Source organism: Mesorhizobium sp. WSM4819, assembly GCF_055811215.1.
Genome location: NZ_JBVVQO010000043.1, coordinates 26,647 through 46,135, shown reverse-complemented (window position 1 = coordinate 46,135; position 19,489 = coordinate 26,647). Strand labels below are relative to the sequence as shown.

The 19,489-nt window shown below is 63.5% G+C and carries 18 protein-coding genes and 1 pseudogene; 8 read left to right on the top strand and 11 right to left on the bottom strand.

What is annotated here, in order from left to right; genetic code table 11:
* Positions 1-49 precede the first annotated feature (49 nt).
* On the bottom strand, positions 50-913 hold the full coding sequence (locus tag AC0L18_RS27965) for an FAD binding domain-containing protein (RefSeq protein ID WP_473495080.1): 864 nt from the start codon (positions 911-913) through the stop codon (positions 50-52).
* A gap of 293 nt (positions 914-1,206) precedes the next feature.
* Between AC0L18_RS27965 and pncA the strand changes: the two genes are divergently transcribed.
* Together pncA and AC0L18_RS27955 are read left to right on the top strand one after the other, a co-directional pair.
* Positions 1,207-1,806: a bifunctional nicotinamidase/pyrazinamidase gene (gene pncA / locus AC0L18_RS27960; RefSeq protein ID WP_091596328.1), complete on the top strand. Its 600-nt coding sequence runs from the start codon at positions 1,207-1,209 to the stop codon at positions 1,804-1,806.
* Between the two features lie 41 nt (positions 1,807-1,847).
* Positions 1,848-3,278: a sodium:proton antiporter gene (locus AC0L18_RS27955; protein ID WP_473495079.1), complete on the top strand. Its 1,431-nt coding sequence runs from the start codon at positions 1,848-1,850 to the stop codon at positions 3,276-3,278.
* Here the strand turns inward: AC0L18_RS27955 and AC0L18_RS27950 are convergent, their stop codons facing one another.
* The 8 genes from AC0L18_RS27950 to gcvA form a co-directional block, all read right to left on the bottom strand.
* Positions 3,279-3,998: an ABC transporter ATP-binding protein gene (locus AC0L18_RS27950; RefSeq protein WP_473495078.1), complete on the bottom strand. Its 720-nt coding sequence runs from the start codon at positions 3,996-3,998 to the stop codon at positions 3,279-3,281.
* A complete protein-coding gene (locus AC0L18_RS27945; protein ID WP_473495077.1) occupies positions 3,995-4,720 on the bottom strand; it encodes an ABC transporter ATP-binding protein in 726 nt (241 codons plus the stop codon). Before AC0L18_RS27945 ends, AC0L18_RS27950 begins: the two co-directional genes overlap by 4 nt.
* Positions 4,717-5,679 carry a branched-chain amino acid ABC transporter permease gene (locus tag AC0L18_RS27940; protein WP_473495076.1) on the bottom strand — a complete coding sequence of 321 codons (963 nt, stop codon included), beginning with the start codon at positions 5,677-5,679 and terminating at the stop codon, positions 4,717-4,719. The genes AC0L18_RS27945 and AC0L18_RS27940 overlap by 4 nt, the downstream gene beginning before the upstream one ends.
* A complete protein-coding gene (locus tag AC0L18_RS27935; RefSeq protein WP_091596321.1) occupies positions 5,676-6,557 on the bottom strand; it encodes a branched-chain amino acid ABC transporter permease in 882 nt (293 codons plus the stop codon). The genes AC0L18_RS27940 and AC0L18_RS27935 overlap by 4 nt, the downstream gene beginning before the upstream one ends.
* A 213-nt stretch (positions 6,558-6,770) precedes the next feature.
* Positions 6,771-8,075 carry an ABC transporter substrate-binding protein gene (locus AC0L18_RS27930; protein ID WP_287071127.1) on the bottom strand — a complete coding sequence of 435 codons (1,305 nt, stop codon included), beginning with the start codon at positions 8,073-8,075 and terminating at the stop codon, positions 6,771-6,773.
* Between the two features lie 166 nt (positions 8,076-8,241).
* Complete coding sequence (locus tag AC0L18_RS27925) at positions 8,242-9,777, bottom strand: hypothetical protein (RefSeq protein WP_473495075.1); 1,536 nt, start codon at positions 9,775-9,777, stop codon at positions 8,242-8,244.
* A 194-nt stretch (positions 9,778-9,971) separates the two neighbouring features.
* Positions 9,972-11,276 carry a nicotinate phosphoribosyltransferase gene (gene pncB, locus AC0L18_RS27920; protein ID WP_473495074.1) on the bottom strand — a complete coding sequence of 435 codons (1,305 nt, stop codon included), beginning with the start codon at positions 11,274-11,276 and terminating at the stop codon, positions 9,972-9,974.
* Positions 11,277-11,467: 191 nt separating this feature from the next.
* Positions 11,468-12,442, bottom strand: coding sequence for a transcriptional regulator GcvA (gene gcvA, locus AC0L18_RS27915; RefSeq protein WP_236393237.1), 975 nt, complete (start codon positions 12,440-12,442; stop codon positions 11,468-11,470).
* Positions 12,443-12,669: 227 nt separating this feature from the next.
* Between gcvA and speB the strand changes: the two genes are divergently transcribed.
* From speB to AC0L18_RS27895, 4 genes are all read left to right on the top strand, one after another.
* Positions 12,670-13,731 (top strand): agmatinase, encoded by a 1,062-nt coding sequence (gene speB, locus AC0L18_RS27910; protein ID WP_473495073.1) that lies wholly within the window; start codon positions 12,670-12,672, stop codon positions 13,729-13,731.
* 77 nt (positions 13,732-13,808) lie between these two features.
* Positions 13,809-14,606 carry a transporter substrate-binding domain-containing protein gene (locus AC0L18_RS27905; protein ID WP_473495072.1) on the top strand — a complete coding sequence of 266 codons (798 nt, stop codon included), beginning with the start codon at positions 13,809-13,811 and terminating at the stop codon, positions 14,604-14,606.
* Positions 14,607-14,627: 21 nt separating this feature from the next.
* The gene (locus AC0L18_RS27900) at positions 14,628-15,296 is read left to right on the top strand and encodes an amino acid ABC transporter permease (RefSeq protein ID WP_023801531.1); all 669 of its coding nucleotides are present in this window, start codon (positions 14,628-14,630) and stop codon (positions 15,294-15,296) included.
* On the top strand, positions 15,293-15,940 hold the full coding sequence (locus AC0L18_RS27895; protein WP_027152165.1) for an amino acid ABC transporter permease: 648 nt from the start codon (positions 15,293-15,295) through the stop codon (positions 15,938-15,940). Before AC0L18_RS27900 ends, AC0L18_RS27895 begins: the two co-directional genes overlap by 4 nt.
* Before the next feature lie 12 nt (positions 15,941-15,952).
* Here the strand turns inward: AC0L18_RS27895 and AC0L18_RS27890 are convergent.
* A pseudogene (locus AC0L18_RS27890) lies at positions 15,953-16,631 on the bottom strand (transposase).
* 210 nt (positions 16,632-16,841) lie between these two features.
* Here AC0L18_RS27890 and AC0L18_RS27885 point away from each other — a divergent pair.
* The gene (locus AC0L18_RS27885; protein ID WP_473495071.1) at positions 16,842-17,207 is read left to right on the top strand and encodes a hypothetical protein; all 366 of its coding nucleotides are present in this window, start codon (positions 16,842-16,844) and stop codon (positions 17,205-17,207) included.
* Positions 17,208-17,248: 41 nt separating this feature from the next.
* On the opposite strand, the gene AC0L18_RS27880 is transcribed toward AC0L18_RS27885, so the two are convergent.
* Positions 17,249-18,652 (bottom strand): MATE family efflux transporter, encoded by a 1,404-nt coding sequence (locus AC0L18_RS27880; RefSeq protein ID WP_473495070.1) that lies wholly within the window; start codon positions 18,650-18,652, stop codon positions 17,249-17,251.
* 246 nt (positions 18,653-18,898) lie between these two features.
* Here AC0L18_RS27880 and AC0L18_RS27875 point away from each other — a divergent pair, with 246 nt between their 5' ends.
* The gene (locus AC0L18_RS27875) at positions 18,899-19,477 is read left to right on the top strand and encodes a histidine phosphatase family protein (RefSeq protein WP_473495069.1); all 579 of its coding nucleotides are present in this window, start codon (positions 18,899-18,901) and stop codon (positions 19,475-19,477) included.
* Positions 19,478-19,489: the final 12 nt, after the last annotated feature.

Here is a 19,489-nt window from a genome sequence, read left to right as displayed (position 1 = left end):
GCTCCGCTCATGCCAGGCTGAGTTTTGGTCATGCCAGGTTGAGCTTGGCTCATGCCGCCGCTACCTTCTCGACCGACGCGTGACCCGCGGCACCGAGAACGGCGCGGGCGACGATCTCGCGAGCGGCGTCCAGCCGGTATTCGGCGCTGCCGCGCACGTCGTCGATCGGCGAAAGCTCATCCATCGGTGCGGACTGGATCGCAGCGATGAGAGCGTCGTTGACCGGGAGGCCGCGCAAAGCTGCTTCGACACTTGCAAGACGCCTGGCGACCGCCGAACAGGAGCCGACGGCGACGGCGGCGTTGGCGACGATGCCATCCTCAATGGTCAAGCGAGCCGCCGCCATGGCTATAGAAATGACGAGATAGCGGCGCGCGCCGAGTTTTTCGAAAACCGACGTGCCGGTGGCCGCGTTCTTCGGCACGCGGATGGCGGTGACCATTTCGCCCGGCTGCAGTTCCGTGCGGCGGTTCCCCAGGATGAATTTTTCCAGCGGCAGATGGCGGACCATCGCCACCGCGCGCAGTTCGACCTCGGCGTCGAGGACGAGCAGCGCCGGCACGCCGTCGGCCGCCGGGGAGGCGTTGCAGAGATTGCCGGCGATGGAGGCGACGTTCTGGATCTGGACGGAGCCGACTTCCCGCGCCGCCTGCTTCAGCGCGTCGAAGGCCGCCGGCAGCGGATGACGGACAAGATCGGTCCAGGTCGTGCGCGCGCCGATGAGCCAATGGCTGTCGGTCTCAGCAATACCGCGCAGCGTCACCAGGCCGTTGATATCGAGGACATTGTCGCGGAAAGGCTTAGCTCCTTGTGCCGGATAGAAATCGGTGCCGCCGGCAAGGATGCGCCACGGAACCTCGCCAAGCAAAGCGAGCGCCTCGTCGACCGTGGTGGGTTTCGCGTAACGGATCACGCTTGCCTTCCCTAAAATAAGGGTTGCCGACGGACCTACCGGCCTCCGAGCCGGTCAAATTCATTCGTATGCAAATGATATCAAGCCGGCAGGAATTGTCAAAGCCAGAGTTTTGCGCCGGCGCCCGCATCGGCGCGACGGCATGCATTTGTTATGCCGTTGGAGTTGACGCAGCCGGCCATCTGGTCAAGTTTCTGCATCCGTTGCGTCAGCGGCATTTTCGGCGGGTTCGAACACCGGATTCCACGTTTCGGCAGACTTCATGCCTCCGGGACAAACAAGAGGGAGGCTCCATGGCCGACGAAGCGCTTGTCATCATCGACCTGCAGAACGATTTCTGTCCGGGCGGCGCGCTGGCGGTGGCCGGCGGCGACGAGATCGTGCCGCTGGTCAACGACCTGATCCGGCGGACCGAACATGTCGTGCTGACGCAGGACTGGCATCCCGCCGGCCATTCGAGTTTTGCCTCCAATCATCCCGGCAAGCAGCCGTTCGAAACGATCGAGATGCCCTATGGCCCGCAGACGCTGTGGCCCGACCACTGCATCCAGGGCAGCCTGGGTTCGGATTTCCATTCGGGCCTTGCCTGGACCAGGGCCGAATTGGTGATCCGCAAGGGTTTCCGCCCGGAGATCGACAGCTACTCGGCTTTCTTCGAGAACGACCATGCGACGCCGACCGGCCTTGCCGGCTATCTCAAGGAGCGCGGCATCGACACGCTGACCCTGGTCGGCCTGGCGACCGATTATTGCGTCGCCTTCTCGGCGCTCGATGCGGTCAAGCACGGCTTTCACACGACAGTGCGGCTCGACGCCTGCCGCGGTATCGATCTCAATGGCTCACTCGAGACGATGCTGAACCGAATGCGCGATGCCGGCGTGACGCTGGCTTGAACATCACCAATCGCATTCGACACAATTCCAGAGGGGGCATTATGCGGTTTGCGGCGGCTTTGACGGCGGGCGCTGTGGTGGCAGTCGCAACCCTGTTTCCGGGAACAGTGCTTGCAGCCGAGGCCCACGGATTGCCCGGCGAAACAATGTCGCTGTGGTGGGCGCTGCCCTTTGCCGGCCTGCTTCTGTCGATCGCCACCGGGCCATTGCTCTTCCACCATGTCTGGGAGCATCACTACGGCAAGATCACCTTGTTCTGGGCGGCGCTTGCGGTCGTGCCGCTGGCGCTGGCGTTCGGCATGGCTTCGGCTGCAGAGGCGGTGCTGCATGCGCTGCTCACCGAATACATGTCGTTCATCATTCTTCTGTTTGCGCTGTTCACCATTTCGGGCGGCATCCTCGTCGCCGGCAACATCCACGGCACGCCGCTGGTGAATGCCGGACTGCTGCTGATCGGGGCGATGCTCGCCTCGGTCATCGGCACGACCGGCGCCTCGATGATCCTGATCCGGCCGATCCTGCGCGCAAACGACAACCGGCCGTTCAACGTCCATGTCGTCATCTTCTTCATTTTCCTGGTGTCGAACATCGGCGGCTCGCTGACGCCGCTGGGCGATCCGCCGCTGTTCGTCGGCTTCCTGCGCGGCGTCGATTTCTTCTGGACCGCTGCCAATCTCTATCAGGAGACACTGTTCGTCGGCGGCCTGGTGCTGGCCGTCTTCCTTGCCATGGACATCATCCTGCATCACCGCGAGGCCGGTGCGCCGAAGATCAAGGATCCGACACCGGACACCAAGGTGCGCATTCGAGGCCTGGCCAACTTCCCGCTGCTGGCCGGGGTGATCGGCGCGATCCTGCTTTCCGCGACCTGGAAGCCGGGCGTGGCTTTCTCCGTCCAGGGCGTGAGCCTTGAATTGCAGAACCTGGTGCGCGACGCGATCATCCTGGCGCTCGCCTTCCTTTCGCTCGGCGTCTCGTCCAAGAGCCACAGGCAGGCGAACAACTTCCATTGGGAGCCGATATCAGAGGTGGCGAAACTGTTCGCCGGCATCTTCATCTGCATCGTGCCGGTCATCGCCATTCTCAGAGCCGGCCCCGACGGCGCGCTGGCGCCGCTGGTCTCGCTGGTCAGTTCGCCAACGGGTGAACCCAACGACCTGGCGTATTTCTGGATGACCGGAGCGCTGTCTTCCTTCCTCGACAATGCGCCGACCTATCTGGTGTTCTTCGAGCTCGCCGGCGGCGATCCGCAGCATCTGATGACCACCTTCGCCTCGACGCTGGCGGCGATCTCGGCCGGCGCGGTGTTCATGGGCGCCAACACCTATATCGGCAATGCACCGAATTTCATGGTTTACGCCATTGCCAGGCATCGCGGCGTAAAAATGCCGGGCTTCTTCGGCTACATGGCATGGTCAGGCGCGGTGCTGGTCCCGATATTCCTGATCGCGGGTTTTCTGTTCTTTGGCTGATCAGCCGACGCCGACATAGCGGCGGACCGCCGACGGATCGGCGCGAAGCTCCTCGACATCGACGGTCTCGCGGTTGCGGCCGTTTTCGATGAACGAGACCCGGTCGGCGACGGACAGCACGGCATCGACGCGCTGCTCGACCAGGATCGTCGAGACGCCTGATACACGCAGCTTGGCTACCGTCTCGCGGATTTTTGCGATCATCGACGGCATCAGCCCTTCGGTCGGCTCGTCGAGCAGAAGCACCTGCGGCTCGAGACACAGGGCCCGAGCCATGGCCAGCATCTGCTGCTCGCCGCCCGACAGCGTGCCGGAGCGTTGTCTCAGCCGCTGGCGCAGCAGCGGGAAGAGCTCGAGCACGTTTTCGCGCGTCGCCTTGCCCTTGCCGCGGGCCATCAGGCCGATCTCGATGTTTTCGGCCACCGTCATCTCGGCGAACAGCCGCCGGCCCTGCGGCACATAGGCGACGCCGGCCTTCGGCACGTCGTGCGCCGGCAGGCCGGTCAATTCCCTGCCGTCGAGCCTGATCGAGCCGGCGCGTGAAGGAACGAGGCCCATGATCGCCTTCAGCGTCGTCGTCTTGCCGGCGCCGTTGCGGCCGAACAGGCAAAGCACCTCGCCCTTGCTCAGCACGAGGCCGAGGCCGTAGAGCACCTGGACCTCGCCATAGAAGCAGTCGAGCCCGGAGATGGTCAGTGCTTCTGCCCGCGGTTGCGTCATGGGGTCGTCCCCAAATAGGCGTCCTGCACTTGCGTATTGGCGCGGACCTGCTCGGGCGTGCCTTCGGCCAGGATCTTGCCGGCATTGAAGACGGTGATGCGGTCGGCAAGCTGCATGACCACCGGCATGTTGTGCTCGATCAGCAGCACGGTGGCGCTTTTGGCGATCTCGCGCACCAGCCCGATGAAATTGTCGATCTCGCTGTCGGCCAGCCCCTGCGTCGGCTCGTCGAGGATCAGCAGGCGCGGTTTCAGCGCCAGCCCCATCGCCACTTCGAGCAGGCGCTGATGGCCATAGGACAATTGCCCGGCCGGCATGTGGGCGCGGTCGGCAAGGCCGGTGCGCTCCAGCGCCGCCATGACGCCGGCATGCACAGCACCTTTCGAGCGGCCGTCGGTCAGCGTGCGCTGCACCGGCAGCGCGACATTGTCGTAGGCGGTGAGGTTGGCGAAGACGCTGGTGATCTGGAAGGTGTAGGCGATGCCAAGGCGGACCCTGGCGTAGGCCGGCAGGTTGGTAATGTCGGCGCCGTCGAAGACGATCATGCCCGATGACGGCTGGATGCGGCCGCTGACCAGACTGACGAAGGTGGTCTTGCCGGCGCCATTGGGGCCGATGACGGCGCGGATCTCGCCCGGCATGAGGGCGAAATCGACACCATCGACGGCGCGCAGGCCGCCGAAATTGCGGGACAGGCCTTTGGTCGTCAGCAGCGGCATCATGGCAGCCATCCGAGCCAGCGCTGGCGGATGGTGCCGAGAATGCCCCTGGGAAAGAACAGCACCAGCGCGATGAGGGCGATGCCGACGATCAGCAGATAGGCCGAGGTGTAGCCGCTGGTGACGTCGACGACATAGTACATGAACAGAGTGCCAATCAGCGGACCGAGCGTGGTGGCAGCACCGCCGAGCAGCACCCAGAGCAGCGGCAGGATGGAATATTGCACCGAGGCGAAGGTCGAGCCGACATAACCGAACAGCAGCGCGTAGGCGGCGCCCGAAGCCGCGCAGATGGTGCCGGAGACGACGACCGCGGCAAGCTTGTTGGAAAAAATGTCGTAGCCGAGCATTTTGGTCCGCTCCTCGTTTTCGCGGATGGCGACCAGCACACGGCCATACCTGGAGCGGACTATGCCGAGCGTCACCAGCAGCACGATCGAGAACAGGACCAGCGCGCTCATGTAGCGCACGGTCGGATTGGTGAGGCCGAGCGAGGTGTCGCCCAAAACAAGCACACGCGCCGACTGCGGCACCACCAGGCCCTGATCGCCGCCGGTCCAGGCCGCGAGATAAAGGATTATGAGATAGAACACCTGCGCGAACATCATGGTGACGATCATGAAGGCGACACCGGAAGTGCGCAGCGCCAGCAGCCCGATCACCAGCGCGAGAAACGCGCCGCAGGCAAGGCCCGCAGCGAAGGCGGCCGGCACGCTCCAGCCGAGATGGATGACGGCAAGGCCTGCGCCATAGAGCCCGGCCGAAAAGAACATGGCGTGGCCGAGGCTGAGCAACCCGACATAGCCGAACAGCAGGTTGTAGCCCATGGCGAAAACCGCCAGCACCATGATGCGGGCGAGCAGCCCGTGGTGATATTCCGGCAGGACGAAGCTTAGGGCGAACAGCAGGACGATGACGCCCAGATGCAAAGCATAGGCTTTTGACGGTGAAGCCTCCTTCATCGCGATGCCGTCCCGAACAGGCCTTGCGGCCGGAACACCAGCACCATGGCCACCAGCAGCGTGGCGATGATCTTGGCCAGCGTCGGCGAGAAGAACACCGATATGATGCCGTCCGACAGGCCGATGAGCACGGCGGCGACGACGGTTCCGCGCAGCGAGCCGAGGCCGCCGATGATGACGACGATGAAGGACAGCAGCAGCGGGTCCTGTCCCATCAGGTAATGCGCCTGGCTGATCGGCACGATCAGCACCGCGGCCACCGCCGCCAGCATGGCGCCGAGCGCGAAGACGCCGGCATAGACGCGGTCGACCGGAATGCCAAAGGCCTGCGCCGTTTCGCTGTCATATTGCGTGGCGCGCATGACGAGGCCGATTCTCGTACGCGTCAGCACGAACCAGGTCGCCACCAGCAGAAGCGCGGATGCGGCGATGATCGACAGCTTGTAGCCGGAGTAGCCGAACCACGGCAAAAGGATGCGGTAGCTGAAGGGCGGCTCCACTGGCCGTGCCTCCGGACCATAAAAGGTCAGCGCCAGTTGCTGGATGATGTAGAGCATGCCGATGGTGGCGACGATGGTGGCTTCCGGATTGTAATTCAGCCGGCGCAGCACCAGCCGTTCGGAGACCAGCGCGATCAGGCCGACGATCAGCGGCGCCAGCACCAGGGCTGCGAGGAAGCCGAGCGCCGGATGGCCTGATATCGCCGTGGAGATCGCCCAGGCAAGCACCGCGCCGAGCATGAAGAACTCGCCATGGGCGACATTTACGACGCGCATGACGCCGAACACCAGCGACAGGCCAAGCGCCGTCAGCGCCAGCACGGCGGAGGTGACGAGGCCTTCGAGGGCAGCGAGGAGAAGATGAGGTCCAAAGTGCATCGGCTATACGCTGGCAGGTGCCAGGTGCACCCCCCTCTGGCCTGCCGGCCATCTCCCCCTCAAGGGGGGAGATTGGCAGTTCGTACGAAGGCGGCCACTCACCGTCCTTGGTGATTGGCGAAAGAAGTCATGACAGCCAATCTCCCCCCTTGAGGGGGAGATGTCCGGCAGGACAGAGGGGGGCAGCTTGACGCTCACGTTTGCGGGAGCAGCCTAGAGCGGCTGCGTCGTGTAATCCCCTTCCGGTTCGTAGAGGCCGTCCTCGATCTTGGTCTTGTGGACGACGTTCAGCCGGCCGCCTTCGACCTTGGAGATGTTCTGGATGCCAAAACACTGGTGGATCTTGCCGTTGAAGGTCTTCGGCCCTTGCGGATGCTCGGGGCCCTCGGCGAACTCGGTCAAGGCCTCGGTCGCCTCGACCAGCTTGGCACGGTCTTCCGGGCCCTTGTAGCCGGCATCCTCCATCGCCTTTTTCACGACATAGAGCGTTTCCCAGCAGCCGAACATGTGCGCGGCGGTGGAGACGTCCTTCGGATCGCCGACGGCAGCGCCATTGTCGTCGATGCCGACGGCGGCGCGATAGGCCTTCTGCGCGGCAGAATCATCGGGCTGCGCGTAGCGCGGCGAGCCTTCCCAGAAATGGCTGCCGTCGAGGAATTCGAGGCCGGGGCTGTTGATGTCGGTGGCTTCGAGCGAATCGATGAAGCCGAACAGCTGCGGCCGGCTGGAGCCGTAGAATTCGCCGAGTTCCTTGACGAAGGTAAGCACCGCCGGCCCGACCATGACGTGGTAGATCACCTCGGTCTCGGCCGGGATCTGCGGAAAATATTTGGTGAAGGACGATTCCGTCGGCGGGATGGCGATCTGGGCGATGACCTCGGCGCCCTGCGCCTTCAGCGCCGGCGGCAGGTAGTCGCGATGGTCGTAGCCGAAGGCGAAATCGGGGAAAATCTGCGTCACCTTCTTGCCGGCATTCGCCGCGATCCACGGCGCCATCGCCTGGATCTGGCTCTTCACGTCGGTGATGCCGGGCTGGAAGACGTAGCGGTTGAGCTTGGTCGAGGCGACGTGGTGGCCTTCGCTGACGACAAAATAGGGCATCTTGGCCTCGCCGGCGGCCGGCGCCGAGCCGATGACGACATGCGAAAACAGCGTGCCGTAGACGATGTCGGTCTTGTGCTGGGTGGCGAACTTGCCGACCACTTCAGCGCCGCGGCCGGGATCGGTGCCGTCATCCTCGATGATCACCTCGACCGGCCGGCCGTTGATGCCGCCGGCTTCGTTGATCGCCTTGACCGCGGCTGCGGTGGTCCGCTCGTACCAGCGGCCATAGGCGGCGCCGATGCCGGTGCGGTGGCACTGGAAGCCGATCTTTATCGGCGCCGAGCTTTGCGCCTGGCTGTAGCGCACGAACCCAGGCGCGACGGCAAGACCGGCGCCCGCGGCCAACCCCTTGAGCGCGGTGCGGCGGGTGAGACCGGTTTTGGAGAGATCGAAAAACCCATTCTTGTCAGTCACGGCAGTTCCCCTTGTTTTTGAGTTTTGACCAATGGCTGTAGCGAGACGGGCCACTCTTGGTAAGAGCGCCGAAATTGCATGTGTACAAACTAAATCATCAAAGCCCTGACGTGGCAAGCGAGCTTTCCCCCGGGACTGATCGACGTCATCGAAGCCGGGTTTTGTCTCACCCGACCGAAGGCGTGGCAAGCAACCACAGGCCGAAGACCGTATAGGCGATCATCAGCACGGTGAGCGGAAACTGGCTGAGCGCGGCGCCGGCGGGACGCGGATGCAATCGCCAGGCGAGGCCATGCGCGACGACCACGGCGAGCATGTGGCCAATGATGATGACGCCGGCCTGGAAATTCCACAGCCACCATGCCGAGCCGGCGCCGGCAGCAACGCCGGCTTCGATCGGCATGTCGGCGGTACCGAACAGGTTCCAGCCCAGCGTGAACGGGTCGGAAAGCGCGGCCAGCGCATATTGGCCATCGACAAGCAGCGCCGTCAGATAGTGCGCAACATGATAGGCGAGCGCGATCGGCACGATCGACCAGACCAGCAGCCCTGCGGCCTGACTGAGGGAATGCGGGCTGCCGGCAAGATGCTGGCCAAGGACAATGGCAATGATGAACGCGGCTGCAAGCAAGACGAACGTCAAAACGAGCCCGAAGCTGCCGATGCCGATCACCGCCGTGCGGCCCGGGACTTCCAGCGGATTGATGCCGAACAGGCCGAGCCAGAAGAAGGTTTTGGACAGGCCGTCGAACGACACCGACGACAGCGCCAGCAGCAGGAAAGCAATGCCGCTGAGCGACAGCGGCGCGGCATTGCTGAGCTTGGCGCCCGGCCAGCACAGACTGAGCCGACAGCCTTCCTTGCTCTCGACTACATTGCGCTCGACTTCATTGCGCCCGCCTTCATTGCGCTTGCCTTCATTGCGCTTGCCTTCGTCGCGCTCAAGCAGGGCGAAGCGCGCAACCATGGCGAGGAAGACGGTCAGGAACTCACCGCGCCGGGTCCAGTCGCGGTAGCCGAACACCAGCATGGCGGCAAAACTCAGCAGCCAATAAAGGCCGGCGGCCCAGGCGAGCCGCGCCGGGTCGTCGGGCGCCGGGTCGATCAACTCGAACCAGGCGAAGGCGAAGAACAGCGCGAAAGCCGGCCAGCAGCCGAGCCACGCAGGCGGTCGCCATGTCTTGCGATTGACGACCTTGCGATTGCCGAACAGGCGGGAAATGACACGCCAGGGCCCGTACCAGGGGTTGAGCCATGACCAGAGATTGCCGAACAGCCCCTGCAGCAAAACCAGGCCAACCCAGAGCAGCGTCCAGATCGCCAGCGGCAGCGGGTTGGAGAGCGGATCACGGCTGCCGAACAGGCCGGCCGCAATCAGAATTGCAAAGCCGGCAAAGGATATCAAGCTGACGACCGCCCGCGCGCCGTCGCCGAATGCGAACAGCGGCAGGCGCCGCCGCCAGAAGCGGGCAGGAAAGTCTGAGGGCAGCAGCGCCAGGACAAGGAAGCTGGCGGCAACGGCAAGCGCGCCGCCGGCGACGTAGTAACCGGTGGGCAGAAGCAGGACGTGGCCGCGATCGGAGGCATGGGCGAAGGCTGGGGTAGGTGATGCGATGAAAGCCGAACAGATGAAAGCTCCCGTCCAGAAAGAATATGCTCGCCCGCAGTGATCGTTCGCACCCCCCTCTGTCCTGCCGGACATCTCCCCCGCAAGGGGGGAGATTGGCTGGCATGCCGGCTTTCGCCAATCTTCAACGTTGCAGGAAGGGCGCCGTTCGAACGAACTGCCGATCTCCCCCCTTGCGGGGGAGATGTCCGGCAGGACAGAGGGGGGTGGGCGGGAACTCACGCTATCCGAGATTTCCCTTTTGGCGAGGCGAAACCATCCGCAGCCCCTCACACTTTGACCAGCTGCTCCACGCGGTCCTTCTCGCCAAATATGCGCAAATAGCGCTCGATCTCTTTTTCGTCGCCGGTGGCCTTGGCGGGATTGTCGGAGAGCTTGACCGCCGGGTGGCCATTGGCCTCGGTGACCTTGCAGACAAGCGAGATGGCGTCGAGCCGGTTGGTTTTGGTCGGCGCGGAGCCCTCGAAATCATTGGTCAGGTTGGTGCCCCAGCCGAAGGACATGCGCACCTTGCCGTGGAAATGGCGGTAGGTTTCCTCGATGGTCTCGACCTCGAGCCCGTCGGAGAAAATCAGCAGCTTCTGTCTGGGGTCCTTGCCCTTTCCGCGCCACCAGGAAAGGATCTTTTCGCCGCCTTCGATCGGCGGCGCGCTGTCGGGGCGAAAACCGGTCCAGTCGGCGATCCAGTCCGGCGCGTCACGCAGGAACGCCGCGGTGCCGAAGGTGTCCGGCAGCACGATCAGCAGATTGCCGCCATAGTAGCGCTGCCAGTCCTGCAGCACCTTGTAGGGCGACTGCTCCATTTCCTTTTCCGAATTGGCGAGCGCGGCGAACACCATCGGCAGTTCATGCGCGTTGGTGCCGAGCGCCTCGAGGTCGTTGTCCATGGCCAAAAGCACGTTGGAGGTGCCGGTGAAAGCCTCGCCGATGCCTTCCTTCAGCGCTTCGACGCACCAGCGCTGCCACAGGAAGGAATGGCGGCGGCGGGTGCCGAAATCCGAAATGCGGATATCCGGCAGCGCTTTCAGCCGCTCGGTTTTGGCCCACATCTTGGCCTTGGCGCGGGCATAGAGCACGTCGAGCGCAAACGGCCCGAACGCCCGCATGGCGGCGCGAGATCGAAGTTCATTGATAATTGCCAGCGCCGGGATCTCCCACAGCGTCGTGTACATCCACGGACCGCTGAAAGTGAGCTCGTACTGGCCATCGCGCTTGGAAAGCGCGTATTCCGGCAACTGGAAATTCTCGAGCCAGGCGAGGAATTCCGGTTCAAATATCTGCTTGCGGCCATAGAAGGTGTTGCCGCCAAGCCAGATCATTTCTTTCTTGGAGAAGCGCAAGGTGCGGGCATGGTCGAGCTGATCGCGCAGTTCCGCCTCGTCGATCTCCTCGGCAAGGCGAACCGAGGTGGTGCGGTTGATCAGCGAGAAGGTGGTGTCGATCTTGGGATACATGCCCCAGATCATCTGCAGCATCAGCAGCTTGTAGAAATCGGTGTCGAGCAGGCTGCGGACAATCGGGTCGAGCTTCCAGGTGTGGTTGTAGACGCGCCGCGCTATATCGGTCTTGGTCATGTCTCGATGCCGCCTTCGCTGCTCGCCCTAGCTTTTGTTTAGCGCTTTTCCCGGGAAGCCGCTGCGCACTATTCCGGGAATTGCTTCAAATGCCTCTTAGCATTGAATTTTTGAATGCGCCTCCCGCTTTGCCGGCTGGCCCGACAAAAAGAAAAGGCTGCGGGAAGCGCGCTGCGTCGACTGCAGCAACTTCAGGGCGCGGTCTTGGCGCCGATCACCCTCAGCGCCGGACGCTTCCTGCGGATGCCGATGCGGCCCGCCACCGGCGCATCGGCGCGGCCGTCGGCCTGCTCCTTTTCGGCAAACAGCCAGTCGATGAACAGCTGCACGATCGGCGCCGACCTCATCTCGTTGCGGCAGACGACATAGAAATCGTCGACCGCCGGCACCGACAGGCTGAACGGCGCGACCAGCAGTCCCCTGGCAAGCAGTCCGCTTGCTGTCACCGTATCGCCCAGCGCCACGCCATGGCCGTGGACCGCCGCCTCGCTCGCCATGCGCGCGTCGCCGAGATGATGGCGGCGGCCGCGCTCCAGATCCAGCGCATCGGCGGCGGCCAGCCAGGTGTGCCATTCGCGGCCGTCGTCCCCGTGCAGGAAGACGTGATCGGCGAGATCGCGCACGGTGCGGATCGGACGGTTGTTGATCAGCGTCGGGCTGACCACCGGGAACAGTTCGAGGCCCGACCATTTGCGCATCCAGCAATCGGTCCAGCTGCCATCGCCATAATGCACGCAGATATCGATATGTGGCGCGCGGACGTCCTTGGCATCATTCGACGGGATCAGCGTCAGCCTGATATCGGGATACTGCGAGGTGAAGCTGCCGAGCCGCGGGATCATCCACAGCAGCAGCAGTGCCGGCACGCAGGACACCGACAGGGCGCCGGTGCTCGCCGGCCTTGTCATGCGCTGCGTGGCGGCGGCGATGCCGTCGAAGGCAGTCGACACCGCCGGCAGCAATTCGGCGCCGTGCGGCGTCAGCTTCACCCGCTGACCGGCGCGCTGGAACAGCTTGACGCCCAGCGACTGTTCGAGCGCCTTGATCTGATGGCTGACGGCGCCGTGGGTGACGTTGAGCTCAGCCGCCGCCTTGGTCAGCGAGGCATGGCGCGCCGTCGCCTCGAAGGCCCGCAATGGATTCAGGGGAGGCAGACGCTTGGCCATCGGAGCCTCAAAGGAGCACAACCCCCGGACTTGGGACCAGGTTTTGGATAAGACCGTGCTCGACATTAATGTGAGATTTTCTCACAGCAAAGACCCTAACAATATCAATTGATTTTTCAATGCAGCTGCAAGACACTTTGGTCGTACAGCATCAAGACGTGAAAATCCGCAGGCAGCCGGCGCGACCGTCATTGATGGCCGCTCTGCACCAGCCATGGAGGACCGACATGGGTTATAACAGCGGCAAGCTCGAAGCGTTGCGCCGCAAATATGGCGAAAGCCATGGCGGCGAGATGTTCGACCCAAAATTCCGGCGCGTCGCCGACAAGATTTTTTCCAAGAGCGGCACGCGGCTGGCACCCTATTCCGGCATCCCGACCTTCCTCAGCGCGCCTTACCGGGAAATAGCCGCCGACAATCCTGATTTCGGCGATCTGCAGGTGGCGATGATCGGCGTGCCGATGGACCTTGGCGTGACCAACCGGCCGGGCGCCCGCTTCGGGCCAAGGGCACTGCGCGCCATCGAGCGCATCGGCCCCTACAACCATGTGCTGGAATGCGCGCCGACACACGAACTGAAGGTGGCCGACATCGGCGACGTGCCGTTCCAGAGCCGCTACCGGCTGGAAACCAGCCATGACGACATCGAGCGCCGGACGAACCAGATCGTCGACGCCGGCGTCATTCCGCTTTCGGTCGGCGGCGATCATTCGATCAGCCATCCGATCCTGAAGGCTGTCGGCAAAAAAGCGCCGGTCGGCATGATCCATATCGACGCCCACTGCGACACCAGCGGCCTGTTCGACATGACCAAGTTCCACCATGGCGGCCCGTTCCGCAACGCGGTGCTCGACGGCGTGCTCGACCCGTCGCGCACCATCCAGATCGGCATCCGCGGATCGGCCGAATATCTGTGGGAGTTCACCTACGAATCCGGGATGACCGTCGTGCATGCCGAAGAGGTGACCGGCCTCGGCATCCCAGCCATCATCGCGAAGGCGCGCAGAATAGTCGGCGATGGCCCGACCTATGTGTCCTTCGACATCGACAGCATCGACCCGGCCTTTGCGCCGGGCACCGGCACGCCGGAAGTAGGCGGGCTGACGACGCGGGAAGTGCTTGAACTTCTGCGCGGCCTCAAAGGGCTCAACATCGTCGGCGGCGACGTCGTCGAGGTGGCGCCGCAATATGACGCAACCACCAACACGGCCCATGCCGGCGCGCAGGTGCTGTTCGAGATCCTCAGCCTGATGGTGTTCAGCCCGGCGATCTCAGGCAAGAGAGCCTGACGCACATCCAAGGCGACCGCCGCGCTGGAGCCGGCGGCCGCATTCAAACAAAACAAGCTTCCAGCAGGGGAACGACAATGACATTTCAGATGAAATCATCCATCGCCGCCGTGCTGCTGCTCGCCGGCCTCGGTCTTGCCACCCAGGCCGCCAATGCCGACGCGCTCGACGACATTACTAAGGCCGGCGCGATCAATGTCGGCATTTTCTCCGACTTTCCGCCCTTCTCCTCGGCCAGTGCCGATATGAGCATCAAGGGCTATGACGTCGACGTGGCGCAGTTCATCGCCGACCAGCTCAAGGTCAAGCTCAACTTGGTCAGCGTGACCGGGCAGAATCGCATCCCGTATCTTACCGACAAGCGCGTCGATATCCTGATGAGCGTCGGCTACTCCAAGGAGCGCGAGCAGGTGATCGATTTCGCCGCCGCCTACGCGCCCTATTATATCGCCGTCATCGGCCCGGCCGCGCTCAAGGTCGAAGGCAAGGACGATCTCGCCGACAAGTCGATCGCCGTCAACCGCGGCACGCTGGAAGATACGTCGCTGACCGAGGCAGCACCCGCCTCGGCCGACATCCGCCGTTTCGACAACTATAATTCCGTCATCCAGGCCTTCATCTCGGGTCAGACCCAACTGATGGTCGTCGGCAACGATGTCGGCGCCCAGGTGCTCGCCCGCCAGGAGGCACTGAAGCCGGAGCAGAAGTTCCAGCTTCTCACCTCGCCCTCGCATATCGGCCTCAACAAGAACGAGGACCGCCTGAAGCAGGCGGTCAACGACGCAGTCGCCAAGATGCTGGCCGACGGCAAGCTGGACGAAAGCTCGAAAGCCTGGCTCAAAACACCGCTCAATCCCGACAACCTCAAGGATTGATCTCCGGGGTAAGGACCTATCATGGGCTACAGCCTCGACTTCGGCTGGCTTGCCGATGCGACAGGTGCGATCGCGCGCGGGGCGGCCATGACGATCCTTTTGATCGCCGTGACCACGCTGGCGGGAACGTTCCTCAGCATCCTCGGCGCAGCAGGGCGGCGAAACGGCCCCTTGCTGCTCAAGCGGGCAATCGGCGTCTATGTCGAAATAATCAGGAACACGCCGTTCCTTGTGCAGCTGTTCTTCATCTTCTTCGGGTTGCCCAGCATCGGCGTGAGGCTCGATCCGCTGCTGGCCGCCATGCTGGCAATGACGCTCAACATGGCGGCCTACACGATCGAGATCGTCGGCGCCGGGCTCGACGCGGTGCCGCGCGGGCAGACGGAAGCAGCCCTTGCGCTTGGGCTCAGGCTGCGTCAGGTCTTCGTCAAGATCGTGCTGCCGCAAGCGCTCAAGGTGATCTTTCCGGCGCTGACCAGCCAGATCATCATTATGATGCTGGAGTCCGCCGTGGTGTCGCAGATCGCGGTGCGCGAACTGACCTACGAGGCCGACATGCTGCAGGCGCGCACCTTCCGTGCTTTCGAGACCTATTTCGTGGTGACGATGGTCTATCTCGTCCTGTCGATGGGGCTGCGCCGGCTGCTGGTCAGCGGCGGCCGCCGCGCTCTGGGAGCCGGCGTGTCATGATCGAATTCACCTTCTGGGATATCGTCCGCAACCTCCTGCTCGCCGCGCGCTGGACGGTGCTTCTGTCACTGGCGGCCTTCGTCGGCGGCGGTGTGGTCGGGATGCTCGTGCTGTTCTTCCGGATCGCCAAGAATAAATGGGCGCGGCGGCTGGCCTCGGGCTACATTGCGCTTTTCCAGGGCACGCCGCTGCTCATGCAGCTTTTCCTGATGTTCTTCGGCCTGCCGATGCTGGGCTTGCGCATCGAGCCGTGGACCGCTGCAGCGCTTGGCCTGACCTTCTTCGCCAGCGCCTATCTCGCCGAGATCTGGCGCGGCGGCGTCGATGCGCTGCCGCGCGGCCAGTGGGACGCCGGCGCCAGCCTCGGCCTTCACTATCTGCAGGAACTCAGGCTGATCATCCTGCCGCAGGCGTTTTCGATCACCCGCGCCCCGACCGTCGGTTTCCTGGTGCAGCTGATCAAGTCGACCGCGCTGACCTCGATCATCGGTTTCGAGGAACTGGTCAGGACATCCAACGCCATCAACAATGCGACCTTCGAGCCGTTCACCGTCTATGGGCTGGTCGCCTTGATCTTCTTCGTCATGTGCTTCCCGCTGACGCAATATGCACGTTCGCTTGAACGGCGGGCGACTTCAAACTAGAGCGGGATGAATTTAGGTTGGCGCATAACCGGCCTCGATGAAGTAGTTTGTGCATTCGGTTGAGGTGACAGTGCCGAGGATTTGGCCGATAGCGTCACAGACGGTCTCGACTGTTCGCTTGGCAGCCTTGCGCAGCCAGTGCTTGAGCTTGGCGAAGAATTTCTCAATAGGGTTGAGGTCGGGGGAGTATTTGGGCAGCAAGAACAGCCTGGCGCCATATTGGTCTTGGTCCAGGTCTCATCGATGAAGACCAGGCGGGAAGGATCGATGCGGTCCTGATACTTTGCCCACTGTGCTCGCCTGCGCGCCACATCGGGGCGATCCTGCTCAGCCGCGATCAGCGCCTTTTTTTGTGACTGAGCTTCTCGGCATGGACGAACTCCCACACCGAGCGGTAATCGACCTTCAGGGCGCGCTCGCCAAGCTCGGCCACAAGACCGCGCAGTGTGAACTCCGCCGCCCGGCAGCGCACCAACAGCCACTCCCGATGCTCTCCAGCAATCTTCTTCGGCCTTTGCCCACCCATCTTGCCGGGCGCAAGGCTGCTCGTTTCGCGCAAGCGGCGTACCCATCGGATGACCGTGCTGATTCCAACCCCGTAGCGCTCTGCCGCCTGACGTCGCGACAGGCCCTCCTGCTCAACCGACGCTACCACCCGCGTGCGAAGATCCATCGAATAAGGCTTGCCCATCCATGCTGGCCTCCTGACCCAGCCAGCAGGTTGAATCTGATTTGCTCGCCTTCGGGAATCCCCTTTCGATTCAGCCTCAATTCATCCCGCTCTAGCTAGCAAGCCGCCTCTGCGCTTGGCGTTCCAACACCTTCTTCGCTTCTTCGGAGCTATCTCCTTGTTGGAAGAAGAGTTCTGTGTACTCTCACAATGCTTATCAAGGGCTTGGGGATGAGAATTGCAATGTTCGTCGCGTTGGCCGCGACAGTAGCCGGGTGCGCGACCTCTCCGGTCGACTATGGAGCGTCGCTTTCGAAGCAAGACCGGAAATGGGCGTCGCCGGAATGCCAGCAAGCCCGCATGGAGGCTTCGGACTACGACGCTCGCGAAAAAAAGCAGCCGGGCTGGGGAACCGGCGTCTTTCTTGGCCCGTACGGATTAGGGCTCGCAGCAGCCATCAAGGAGCACCAGCAGAAGCAACGAAAATTGTTCGCCCGCGCGGTGCACTTGCGGTGCTCAAGCCTTCCACTGCCAAAGGAGTTGCACAGCGACTTAAGCCCACAGGCCGCAACTGCAAATCAGACGAAATATCCATAGCCGTCACGACGCCGCCCTGCTTCGTGACGAAGCCGCTTTCATCAATGCCCAAAGGAGAGCGGCGGCGCGATCCTGTCGCGCCGCAGCCAGCGCGCCAGGAGCAGCACCGCCACCACCGCCAGCCCCAACGAGAGGCCGATCCAGATGCCGACGCCGTCGAGCCCGGAATGGAAGGCGAGCAGCACGCCGAGCGGCAGGCCGATGCCCCAATAGCCGATCGCGGCATAGATCATCGGCACCTGGGTGTCGTGCAGGCCGCGCAGCATGCCGGCGGCCACGGCCTGGGCGCCATCGAAAATCTGGAACAGCGCGGCAAAGGCCAGGAACGACACGGCAAGCCCGATCACAGTGGCATTGGCCGGGTCGCCGAGATCGATGAAGGCGCTGATCAGCAGTTGCGGCCACAGGATCATCACCAGCCCCATCAGCGCCATGAACGAGACGCCGATGACAAAAGCGGTCCAGCCGGCGCGGGAAACACCTTCCGGATTGCCGGCGCCATGGGCGAGCCCGACGCGCACCGTCGCCGCCTGGTTGAGGCCGAGCGGCACCATGAAGCTGATCGAGGCGATCTGGATGGCGATGGCATGCGCCGCGAGCGAGGCGGCGTCGATCAGGCCCATGAGAAGGGCCGCCGCGTTGAAGATCGTCACCTCGAAGGCGAGCAGGCCGGCGATCGGCAGGCCGAGCCGCAGCAGGCCCTTGAAGCGCGGCCAATCGGCCCGCCAGAAGCGCCCGAACAGCTGGTAGCGGCGAAACTTCGGCTCAAGCATCACCACCGCCGCCATGCCGGCAAACATCAGCATGCTGGACAGCGTGGTGGCGAGGCCGGAGCCGGCAATGCCCATCGAAGAAGCGCCGAGATTGCCGAACATGAACACCCAGTTGAAGAACACATTGCAGGCGACGGCAACGAAGACGATGACCAGCGCCCAACCCGGCCGCTCCAGCGCCGAGATGAACGAGCGCAGGACGATATAGCCATAGAATGGCAGCACCGCCCATTCGAGCCAGCGCAGGTAGATGCCGGCCTGATGCGCCAGCGCCGGTTCCTGGCCCATGGCCAGCAACACGGCCTCGCCGTACCAGAGAAATATCCAGATCGGGATTGAGATCAGGATTGCCAGCCACAGGCCCTGCCGCACGGTGCGGCGCAGATCGCGCACCGAGTGGCGACGGCGGCCGAGTTCCGTGGCGATCATCGGCGAGGTCGCCAACATCATGCCGAGCCCGAAGATCAGCGGCATGAAATAGAGGTTGGCGCCGAGCGCGCCGCTGGCCAGCGTGTCCGGACCCAGCCGCCCCATCATCATGACGTCGGTGGCGGTCATCGCGGTCTGGCCGAGATTGGTGAGCACCATCGGCCAGGCGAGCGCCAGCGTCGCCTTGATTTCCCGACGCCAAAGATTTTCCGGCGCGCGCGCGCCGGCTTCGATCGCAGACATTATTTCGCCTATCCGATTGCGGCGCGTCGGCAAAAAGGGCCGGAAGCCGCGTCTCAGCGCGGAAAATGGCCGTGATCGGCCCGGATTCCGCATTATCCGCACGGCTTGTCCACGAAATGGGCAGCTATGGCAAGGGGGCTGGCTCAGGGGAAGAGTTGAGCCAGAGAGCGCAGAAGCCGCTATGATCGCGTCGTTGCCCGATCTCACGAGCGGGCATCACATCGGATTCCATCGAAAGGCATGCGGATGAGCGCGTTTCCCGAAATTTACCTGGTTCGGCATGGCGAGACGGAATGGAGCGCGTCGGGAAAGCACACCGGCCTGACCGACATACCGTTGACGCCAGCCGGCGAGGCGGCCGCCGGGCGGGTCGCCGAGCGGTTGCAGGGGTTTTCGTTCCAGGCTGTCTGGTCGAGCCCGTCGCAGCGCGCCTTCAAGACCTGCGCGCTGGCCGGCTTCGGTTCGGCCGGCGTGAAGAAGGCCGATCTGGCGGAATGGGATTACGGCGCCTACGAGGGACTGACCACGAAGCAGATCCTCATCGAGCGCCCCGGCTGGCGTCTGTTTCGCGACGGCTGCCCTGACGGCGAGGCGGCAGAGGATGTCGGCGCGAGGGCCGATCGGATCGTCAATGAATTGCGCGCCGTCAACGGCAATGTCCTGGTGTTTTCAAGCTCGCATTTCCTGCGGGTGCTGGCGGCGCGCTGGCTCGGCCTGCCGCCGCAAGATGGCGCCTTGTTCGTGCTGGACACCGCCAGCACAAGCGTGCTCGGTTATGAGCACGACCTTGGCGAGCCAATTATCCGGCGATGGAATCAGAGATAGCAGACGCATTGC